Raw genomic sequence first — 10,088 nt, 5'->3', positions numbered from 1 at the left:
CGGAGCTCCCCTGCTCCCCCTCTCCCGGAGCTATACAAGGATTTGGTGAGTTCCTGATAAAGCCCCCCGAGTTTGCGGGGGGTTGGGGGGATCTGTAAATATAAATATTGTTAACAGTACAACGCTCATTGGTATAGTTATGATAAAGTTCTAACTTCATACCTTCTTCCTTCCCTTCTGCCTCTCTTGCCTCACCTTATTTTTATCGTAAGTATTCACCCGAACTTGATATCATGAGGTTGTACCTAACTCTCTTGCCTCTCTTGCCTCTCTTGCCTCAAAAGGATAACCTCTGTACCTCACCAGTATGAGAATTGCTATAAACTCATATCTTGCACCAGAACTTATGTACTAAATTAACCTCAGAAAAAGTTGATTTCTCTTTCGCCTAAGATCTGGCAAAGGTCAACCAATTTTTAAGCTTTGAGCATTAACTCTTTAACTCATTACTCATTACTTCAAGACTCATTACTCAACCACCACCAGTAACTTTTGATAAAGATGCAAGATCTGAGTAAAAGGCGATCGCCACAAAATATACTTTGCTATAGTCATAGAAGAGCTACTAGTTAAACTGAAAAAAATCAATCCCTGACCATAATTAGAATATAATTCAAATGGCAACCAATGTTAATACAAATCCAGAAATTATCGGAATAAATTTAGTACTAATACCAAAGTCTGACTACTATCTTAAAAAACAAAATCAAGTAGCACTTCATGCCTGGTTTTTAGATCAAGTGCGTCAGACTTCCCCTGGTTTGTCCCAGATTTTACATGATGATCAAAAAGAAAAAGCTTTTACCATCAGTGAACTCAAAGGAGAATTAGACACAGAAGCTGACAAGTCTCAGCTAAAATCTGACAATCACTATTATCTCAAAATCAGCGGTCTTTCAGGTCCTCTAGTAGCTTGGTTAGGAAAATGGATGCAGAAACTACCAGAAATAATTAGCATATACAATTGGCAATTAAAAATAATTGACTGTCAAATTAATTTACAACCAACTACTTATAGTCAACTTTGGGAAAATGCTGGTCATAAACATGAAACTATCCAATTAAGCTTTCTCACTCCCACAAGTTTTAAGCGCAAAGGACATCATTTTCCTCTACCAGTGCCAATGAATTTATTTCACAGTTATCTAAGAAGGTGGAACTGTTTTTCCTCTCAAACCTTTGAAGAAACCGCTTTTTTAAATTGGATTGAAGAATCAGTGATAATTCTACGTCATCAGATTGCTTCTCAAAAAGTTCAAGTAGCTAAAGCAGGTTCAGTAACGGGATTTACTGGTGCTATTGAATTGGGCTTAGATAAATCTGCAAGGAAAAACTCAGAATACACTCAATTATTTTATGCTTTGTCAGATTTGGCTCCCTACTGTGGAACTGGTCACAAAACACCCTTTGGTTTGGGTGAGACAGTTTCAGGCTGGATTATCCCTCCAATTATTGCCACTATAACTAAGGATAGGTTGCTACACCAAAGAATTGAAGAGTTAGAAGCTATATTTCTCGCTAAACGCCAACACAAGGGAGGAAATAGAGCTAAGAATATGGCTCAAAAACTAGCAGTTATTTTAGCCCGTAGAGAAACTGGAGAATCTTTAGGGGAGATTTCCTCTGATTTAAATATGCCCTATGAAACTGTGAAAACTTATGCTAAACTCGCTCGCCAACAAGCGAGAGACAGTCACAGGAATTCCCAATTCCTGTGACTCCTACTTAATATAAATCAACCCCCTGACTTTGATATTTACTTCCCTGTTGACTCATCGCCGCTTCTCCACAGGTGCGAGGAGTGGGGAATAACTTACCCGGATTAGCCAAGCCTTGGGGATTAAAAACTTCCCTGACATACTGCATAGTTTCTAAATCAACCTCAGTAAACATTTGACTCATATAGCAGCTTTTATCAGCGCCAATACCGTGTTCACCAGATATACTTCCTCCAGCTTCTACACAGAGTTTGAGTATTTCTCCACCCAATGCTTCTACTTCTTCCCAAGCCCCTGGTATCTTATGATTATAAAGAATCAAAGGATGAAGATTACCATCTCCGGCGTGGAAGACATTAGCAATAGAATAGCCAAACTTCTCACTTAAGGCATTAATCTCACTCAATACCCTTACTAATTGAGTGCGGGGAATCACACCATCTTGAACAAAATAATTAGGACTAATATGTCCTGCGGCAGCAAAGGCCGCTTTACGTCCTTTCCAGAGTTTAAGCCGCGTTTGGGCATCACTGGCACTAGTAATATTTCTAGCCCCATTTTTACGACAAATTGCCCCTACTTTCTCTTTATTCTCACTAACCTCTACTTGTAGCCCATCAAGTTCTACAAGAAGCACAGCCCCAGCATCCCGAGGATAACAACCAGTAGCCACCACATCCTCTACAGCATTGATACTCAAATTATCCATCATTTCCATACCAGCAGGAATAATGCCACTACTGATAATATCAGCGACGGCACCACCTGCCGCTTCTATACTGGTAAAATCTGCCAGTAAAACACAGATAGATTCTGGAGTTTTAAGAATCTTCAGGGTAATTTCTGTAGCAATACCCAGAGTACCTTCTGAACCTACAAATAAACCCGTTAAGTCATAGCCGGGCATTTCTGGTACGACTCCACCCACATCGGCGATTTCCCCATCGGGAGTTACTAGTTTTAATCCTAATACGTGATTGGTTGTCACTCCATACTTAAGACAATGGACTCCTCCAGAATTTTCTGCCACATTACCGCCAATAGAACAGATAATTTGACTCGAAGGGTCTGGCGCGTAGTAAAATCCTGCCCCACTTACTGCCTGAGTTACCCAATTATTAATTACTCCTGGTTGCACAACCACATATTGATTTTCTAAATCTATTTTCAATACTTGTTTCATGCGTGCCGTCACAATGACAATACCATCCTCAACAGGAAGGGCACCCCCTGATAAACCTGTGCCTGCACCCCTTGCTACCCAGGGAATATTTTCCTCGGCACAGAGTTTCACTACTCTAGCTACTTCTTCTGTAGTTTTTGGCAGCACTACTAGACTAGGCCGCTGACTATAACTAGTTATGCCATCACATTCGTAGGTAATTAACTCATCTTTGCGCTTTACTACTCCATCTTGGCCCAGGATTTTCTCTAATTTTTTAATTATTGGTTGCCATTTGTTGCTGTTGGGTTTAAATAAATTTTGTAAAATCATTATTTTGATAATTATTTTTTTATAGTGAGTTAGTTGAGGATCCTATTCTAATATAGCTAATCTTCAGTATAATGAGATACGCAAGTTAATTCCTGAGAAAAACTTATATAGCAATTCCCATACTCATTATGTACATCTTTTATTCCTTCTCGTTTCTCGTCAAAGGTGGTCGGTGCGCTACCCTGTGTGCCGGAAAACGGCGCTCTCTTCCCTCCGCTGTCCCTTCCTCAATACCTTAACCTCTGTACCTCAGTAGACTGAAAAACGCTATAACTACTTGATAACTAAACATTGATAATGCTTAAGTCGAAGATTAGGACAATTTTAAATAAACGTGTCCCTAAATTGCTCAGTATCACTCGCCAACTCAAGGCTAAAACCTGGCCAAAAGGTTCTATTGTCTACTATATCGGTAACAGGAAAGAACCATTAACTCCAGAAAGTCTCAAAACTGGCGCTAGTGGTAGCTACACGGCTGTAATTAAATTGTGTCAAAACTGGGTAAAATTAGGTTATCAAGTCACAGTATACAGTACCTGTAACGGTAAGGCAGGTAATTATGATGGTGTAGAATATGTTGACTACTATCAATTCAACCCTTACGATAAATTTGATATTTTTATTATCTTTCAACATCCCTATCTATTACCCTTACCCATCCAAGGGAGAAAAATCTGTTTAGACTGGCACGATATTCTAGGCAGCGCTAGAGTCTTCCCAGAAGCTAAACTAAAAAAATTTGACCTGATTTTTGCTAAATCTCAATTCCAAAGACAGTTAATGCCCTTTATTGAAGATAATAAGTTTGTCATTGTTACCAACGGTATTGATAAAAGCATCGCTGCCTTAAACACTCAAAATAAATATCCCTATAGACTTATTTATGCTTCTAGATACTATCGCGGTTTAGATTCCATGTTAACCTATGGTTGGCCCCTAATTAAACAAGCTATTCCTGAAGCTGAATTACATATTTACTATGGTTTCGTCAAACTAGAATTATCGGACATAAAAGCCGTTTGGCGAGAAAAAATGTTAACGTTGATGCAGCAACCTGGTATAGTTGAACATGGTAAAGTAGGTCAAGACCAGTTAATTTTAGCTAAATCTCAAGCTAGTATTCACTATTATGCTTGTACATACGAAGAAATTGACTGTATCTCCATACGAGAATCAGCTATGGTAGGATGTGTACCAGTGACAACGGATTTTGCGGTATTTTCAGAAAAAAGTTACTGTGTTAAAGTGCCGGGAAAACCAGAGGCGCCAGCTACCCAAGAAGCCGTAGCTAACAAAGTTATTGAATTATTAAAAAATCCCCAATTACTAGCTGATTATCGGCAACAATTCCAGCTAAATGTTCGCTTAGAAACCTGGGATAATATTGCTAAAGTTTGGGCAGAAAAATTTAAATAAGTAAATTGATGATTAAGTTAATTATTCCTATTCCTTATTATGTATATGGTGGAGTCGAAAGAGTTATTATTGCTTTAATTACTCAGTTGAGTCAACAGGTAACTCAAGTTATTATAGTTGGTTCTCCTCGAACAATCAATTATTTTTCTCCTAAATTACCTCAATCTAACAAGATTATCTATGAAAATTTTGGTTGGGGTGATATAAAAGACATGAAGCGCTTACGATTAATCGGGTTTTTCAATAAAATCTTGAAAATCAATAGCCAACTAAAACTTCCTGGAGTAGAAGCAAACATCAATACAATAATTAACAAAATTAACTATAATGATAAACTTAATTATCTAATTGATAAATATCAAGCAACTCACTGCTTGTATATGATTGCTAATAAAATAACCGTACCGAAGATTAAAATTCCCCTAGCTATGATTTCCTATGATTTGTATTGGAAATGTGCTCCCCTAACTTATCCCCAAGACTATATTGATATATATGATAAATTTTTATTAGATTGGTTAAAAAAAGCCGATTTAATTTTTACTATTTCTGAAAACACTAGACAAGAAATTATTACTAATTTTCCTGGATTCGAGGCCAAAATAAAGTCTATAATTCTTTCGGGTTACTATGAAAGTGAAGACCATCATTGTTTACAACAAAGTCAAAGACAAAGTCAAGAGTTTATCTTTTATTTTCCCTCTTCTTTCGGTTTGTTCAAAGACCATTTAACTCTTTTTCAAGCTATGGTAAAATTGGCTAAGAAACAGTTAAAATTTAAAATAATTTTGACAGGGAAGGAAACAGATAAACTCATCAAAGGAGATTTTAGTCTCTCAAAACAGCAAAAATCTCAAGAATACAGTGACTATATCTCTAAATTCACGCTTCTATATCAAGAAAATGAGAAGATAATTAGTCAATACTGCCAAGGAATGGGATACTGTAGTTCTAAAGACGTTGAAGCATGTTTTAAACAAAGTTCCTGTGTAATTATCCCTTCTATTTACGAAGGTTTTGGCTTAGGGTTATCAGAAGCAGTAACCAGAGGCTTACCAGTGATTGCTAGTGAATTAGATGTATTTCATGAACAAGTAGCTATGTATCAATGTAGCGATCGCGTCTGGTTTTTTCCTAAACAAGATGCCGATGCTTTAGCAGAATTAATGGAAACCATGATTAATCAACCTGTATCTAAACTCTCTCTAACAGAAATTAAGCAGCGTTTTAGTCATTGGCAGTGGCAACAAGTGGCGCAGGAGTATATTAAAATACTGACAAATTTTAACTAAAGGCAAAAACAAACATGAAAAAAATATTCAAAATGGGGGAAGAACTAGGGCTAAAAACAACTCCGGTGTATATTTAGATAAACCGCCATTTAATTTACCCACTGAATCTCTAGAAATGGTCTTAGAAGTAGAAGGAGTAGGAATGGCTCCCGGAACAGACCAAGGCGTAATCCGAACCTATAGGTTTAGTTTTTGATAATCTGAGGATGTAGGCAAGATGGACTAAAGTCCAACTACGAACCTCGTTTTAACTGGGGTATTTCGGAATGGCGAATTCCTATAAGCTAGGCTTAACTACTAACCAATCTCGCCAAGTTTGAATTAAATTCCCCCGCAAGAGAGAGGAGATACCCCGCAAGGCATAAAACTCAGGAATATCCGAATTAAGAGATATAGCCTTTTCTATAGCTTGATTAGCTAACCCTGGTCGCCAATCATAGAGATACACAAAGGCTAAATAGGCATAATTATAAGCATTCTCGGGATTTAACTCAATTACCTGTTCAATTCCCCTAATTGCCGCAGACACATCCTGTTGCAATACCGCAGCTAAAGCTAAACTATAGCCCAAATCTAGAGAATTCATCGGGTTATCATTTGTAACTAAGCGATGACTAAAGGCGATTTCTGCCTGTTTGAGATAATCTTGATTGGGGTCATACTGATTAATACGAGCTGTAATCGCAAAAATCGGGTCTAAACCCTCAATACCCAAGGCTAAATCCGGCGCGGCTAAACGTAGTTGGGTGATTAAATCTAATTCTGGCGCGGGAATCACTTCTGCTGCCGGAGAGAGATTGATAGTAACTTTTGGAGTTACAATTGGATAGGTTTCTAAAGTCCGACGGTTAAGATAAGTAGCTTTGAGGGTATATTCTCCAGAAGGTAGTTGAGAATCAGGAAACATAGCTATATTTTCAACTACGGTTAAATTCTCACTGTCTTTACCTAAAGTGAGTCTTCCCATAGCAATACCATGATCGTGAATCCAACCCTTACCCTCGCTATTTGACCAGGTTAAGAGTACTATACCATCTTGTAACTGTTGAGCAGAACCTGACCACTGATAGGTGATGGGGATAGATATACCGGGAGGAGAACTCTCAGGAATCATAACCCTATCTAAGGCAACTAGGCGATCGCGATTAGTAGACTTTTTAACTAATAAACTTGGTGGTTGACGATGATAGAGTTTTAACATACTAGAATCGGGAAGTGTCCAACTCTTCACTAAATCAAAAGCCGGGTCATTCTCTACTATATCTACTATCATTGGTTGTGACTCAGGAATGGAACCTTGATCGCCGCTTTTAGTCACAAACCAATCAAGAGATGCTGCATCTTGTTTGACTTCCTTTTCTCTAACTCCCACCTGTCTTCCGGTTACGGGAAACTCTAATTGGGACCCATAGAAGGTAAAATTATGTTGATTGAGTTTACTAGTAGAAGGCAATACCCCTAGAGTAGAATGTAAGTAAGGAGATGTTTGATTAATTTGGTCAATCACCTCAATTAAGGGCCATTTTTCTCCCAAATAGGCATAATGTTCTATTCCCGGACTGAGAATATTTCTCAAAGATACCAATCCCAGGGGATATAGATTCAATAACATCAACAAAAAACCCATAGCTAAAGTTACTCCCCGTAGATAGTAACCAAATCTTCCTTTCCAAACCAATAAACCTAAAGCTAGTAAAATCGATAAACCTGGCAACATCGGTAGGATATAACGAGGATCCTTGTTGATATTAACAGAAGAGAGGAGATAACCTCCCAAACAGAAAACTACTAGCCAGATAATGCCTGGTTGCTGACTTTGACGCTTTGGTTGTGGTTGACGCCACCAGTAAATAACTAAGCCAAGAATAGGGATTAATAATAGTATCCAAGAAACCAAATAGGGTAAAATGCGGCCATAATAAGTCCAGGCAGCAAGAGTGTTTAAAGCCGGATCTCCTTCAGCGATCGCCGAATCGATAGTAGCGCGTTTTCCTGATGTCAATATTAGTAGCCAATTAGTCCGATACCAGGGAAAACAGACTAACACACCGATTCCCCATCCTAGCAATAGCTGCAATAAGTGTGACCATTTTCTCTTAATTAAACTTTCAGCTAATAGCCACACGTAGGGAATAAACAGAAAAAACAAAGAAGGCTGCTTCACTAGTAAGGCGCATCCGAAGGAAATTCCCCAGGAGATCGCCCAAAAATAATTCCCTTTCACACGCCAAAAACTCAACAGAGTAAAACTTACTGTTACTACTACTGTCAAGGGAAAATCCAGGAGATAATCGAGACGATAGCGATATAAACCTGGTAAAAGTTGACAGATAATTGCTGCTACTATGCCTACCGCCGGGAAAAATAATAGTCTTCCCAAACTATATACACTAACAATCAAAATCCCACTCAGGGGCAACATTACTAGAGTAGCAGCATCTGCGGAAGTTCCCCATATTTTCAGGAATGGTACTGTTAGTAAGTAAGTCAATGGTGGTATTTTACTTGATAGTAACCATAAATCTCTCCACCAATCACCCCTCAGCCACAATGGCTTTTCTAAGGCTTCATAGTAATTAATCGCGCCATTGAGATAGTCCGCTTGATCCCAAGCAGGTATACTATGATCTAAACTAAACCACAGGCTATCTATCCCTATACCTACTACCCATATCAGTAGAAGTACTATTACTATCTTTTTTCCCTTCACCTTAAATTGGTTCTATTTTTTCTACATAATTCTCATCGAGTCTGAGAATTAATTTAATTGACTGTCCTGATTCATAAGCTTTCACTGCTTGACGATAAACGCTATAGTTAGTAGGTAACCTGGCATAACTACCGCCTTGGTCATAGCTTATAGCATAATCTACTTCTCGTAGTCTTTCTGGTGGGTCGTGTTGTTCTCCAGTTTTTTGTCTAGCTTCGATTTCATCCAAACTCGGTTCAGGAGGAATTGATGGCCACCATAACCCTTTGTCGTCAGCTTCCCCATAAGCTTCCGCTGGTCTTTCTCCATTAACATTTATTAGGGAGTTAGAACTAAATTCCTCCCAGCGGTATTGTTTACTCGCATCTCCTATATAGTATTTTACTCTCCAAGTTATAGTAGTTTCTGCTGTTGCTTGGTAATCATTCACTATCAGTTTAGTACAACTGTTGAGAGTAACCACCATCAAACAACTAGCAATAATTAAAACAATATTACGAATAAATGGTTTTTGCATAATTTATAGTATAAATTTATTGTTGTTAGTTATCTAACAACTGTCATGTTAATATAGTTTTTAGTTATTCCTCCAACCTTGTGATCATCAGCCTAATTACTTTTTTGTTTCTAGGGTATCTATGACTACTGGTTTAAAGGAAAAATCACTTTTATAATTATATTCAATGAGTCAGAAAAATCAAGGGAGCGATCGCTGATTTTCCCTCAAAAAGCTTAGTCTTATATCAAACTATTACTAAATTCAACTAAAAAGGAGAGTCAATCAATTTACCCTCCTCAGTCTGAAAAATTTTTGTGTTTTTAAGTAGACTCTACTAGTCATAACTTCTTGTTGTTTTGATTTAATGCTGTTACTTACTCAGGTTTAGGACTAATTTGGGTTCAACAAGTAGTTTTTTAAACTACTAGTCGTTAAAAAGCACCCAATGATTGATGATTAAGTGATGATTAAATAATTAGTCGTTGTCCCAGTCTTCTGCTGGTATTAAGTCACCAATGTTATCTCTTAAGAGATAATCACACTTTTCTAATTCAAACTCTACACAAACCCATTCACGGGGAGGTATGTATTGGCAAAGGATATAAATTGGTTGATGACGGCTAACGGTACCTTTGTTTAATAGTTCGCGCACTTCATCACGAATCATTTCAATAGTATAGTCTAGTTTGGAAGGAAGCTGTAATGTATTTATACTCATATTAAATCACCAAATCCAGGATAAATTTCCTCTTTCATCTATCATAGTGCAAAAGACTTTAGAAAAAAAGTCTATTTTTGCTGTAACTATAAATACATTTTTCCAGAATTTTGTAAAATATGCCCTAAGTAAGGTTTTCGAGAAATTATTAAGATTTTCTTTAACTTTAAAGATTAGTTAAAGTTATTCCTATCTCAGCAAGCCTGGGGATGGGCGCAAGCCTGGGGATGGGCGCAAGCC

At 37.7% G+C, this 10,088-nt stretch carries 7 protein-coding genes; 3 read left to right on the top strand and 4 right to left on the bottom strand.

From position 1 onward, the window contains the following. The first annotated feature begins 617 nt into the window (after window positions 1-617). Window positions 618-1,718 carry a CRISPR-associated endoribonuclease Cas6 gene (cas6, locus tag MW688_RS16690; protein WP_486737145.1) on the top strand — a complete coding sequence of 367 codons (1,101 nt, stop codon included), beginning with the start codon at window positions 618-620 and terminating at the stop codon, window positions 1,716-1,718. Window positions 1,719-1,725: 7 nt separating this feature from the next. Here the strand turns inward: cas6 and glcD are convergent, their stop codons facing one another. Then, window positions 1,726-3,213, bottom strand: a complete 1,488-nt coding sequence (glcD, locus tag MW688_RS16685) for a glycolate oxidase subunit GlcD (protein WP_486737144.1) — start codon at window positions 3,211-3,213, stop codon at window positions 1,726-1,728. 345 nt (window positions 3,214-3,558) lie between these two features. On the opposite strand from glcD, the gene MW688_RS16680 reads away from it, so the two are divergent. Together MW688_RS16680 and MW688_RS16675 are read left to right on the top strand one after the other, a co-directional pair. Beyond that, a complete protein-coding gene (locus tag MW688_RS16680; RefSeq protein WP_486737143.1) occupies window positions 3,559-4,629 on the top strand; it encodes a glycosyltransferase family protein in 1,071 nt (356 codons plus the stop codon). Window positions 4,630-4,637: 8 nt separating this feature from the next. Continuing rightward, window positions 4,638-5,921: a glycosyltransferase gene (locus MW688_RS16675; RefSeq protein ID WP_486737142.1), complete on the top strand. Its 1,284-nt coding sequence runs from the start codon at window positions 4,638-4,640 to the stop codon at window positions 5,919-5,921. 277 nt (window positions 5,922-6,198) lie between these two features. Here the strand turns inward: MW688_RS16675 and MW688_RS16670 are convergent, their stop codons facing one another. The 3 genes from MW688_RS16670 to MW688_RS16660 all read right to left on the bottom strand — a co-directional run bounded on the left by MW688_RS16670 (window position 6,199) and on the right by MW688_RS16660 (window position 9,848). Further along, entirely contained in the window at window positions 6,199-8,631 is a 2,433-nt protein-coding gene (locus MW688_RS16670; RefSeq protein WP_486737141.1) for a glycosyltransferase family 39 protein, read from the bottom strand. Between the two features lies 1 nt (window position 8,632). Then, complete coding sequence (locus tag MW688_RS16665; protein WP_486737140.1) at window positions 8,633-9,148, bottom strand: hypothetical protein; 516 nt, start codon at window positions 9,146-9,148, stop codon at window positions 8,633-8,635. A gap of 457 nt (window positions 9,149-9,605) precedes the next feature. Next, a complete protein-coding gene (locus MW688_RS16660; RefSeq protein WP_486737139.1) occupies window positions 9,606-9,848 on the bottom strand; it encodes a DUF4327 family protein in 243 nt (80 codons plus the stop codon). Between the last annotated feature and the right edge of the window lie 240 nt (window positions 9,849-10,088).

The sequence above is a fragment of the Johannesbaptistia floridana genome (assembly GCF_057440575.1).
Note: the sequence above shows the minus strand (reverse complement) of the source record. Positions and strands in the feature narration are given on the sequence as shown.

Excerpts from the sequence above, each read along its gene's own strand:
- MW688_RS16660 (WP_486737139.1), bottom strand. The coding sequence starts at position 9,848 with ATGAGTATAAATACATTACAGCTTCCTTCCAAACTAGACTATACTATT.
- glcD (WP_486737144.1), bottom strand. The coding sequence starts at position 3,213 with ATGATTTTACAAAATTTATTTAAACCCAACAGCAACAAATGGCAACCA.
- cas6 (WP_486737145.1), top strand. The coding sequence starts at position 618 with ATGGCAACCAATGTTAATACAAATCCAGAAATTATCGGAATAAATTTA.
- MW688_RS16665 (WP_486737140.1), bottom strand. The coding sequence starts at position 9,148 with ATGCAAAAACCATTTATTCGTAATATTGTTTTAATTATTGCTAGTTGT.
- MW688_RS16675 (WP_486737142.1), top strand. The coding sequence starts at position 4,638 with ATGATTAAGTTAATTATTCCTATTCCTTATTATGTATATGGTGGAGTC.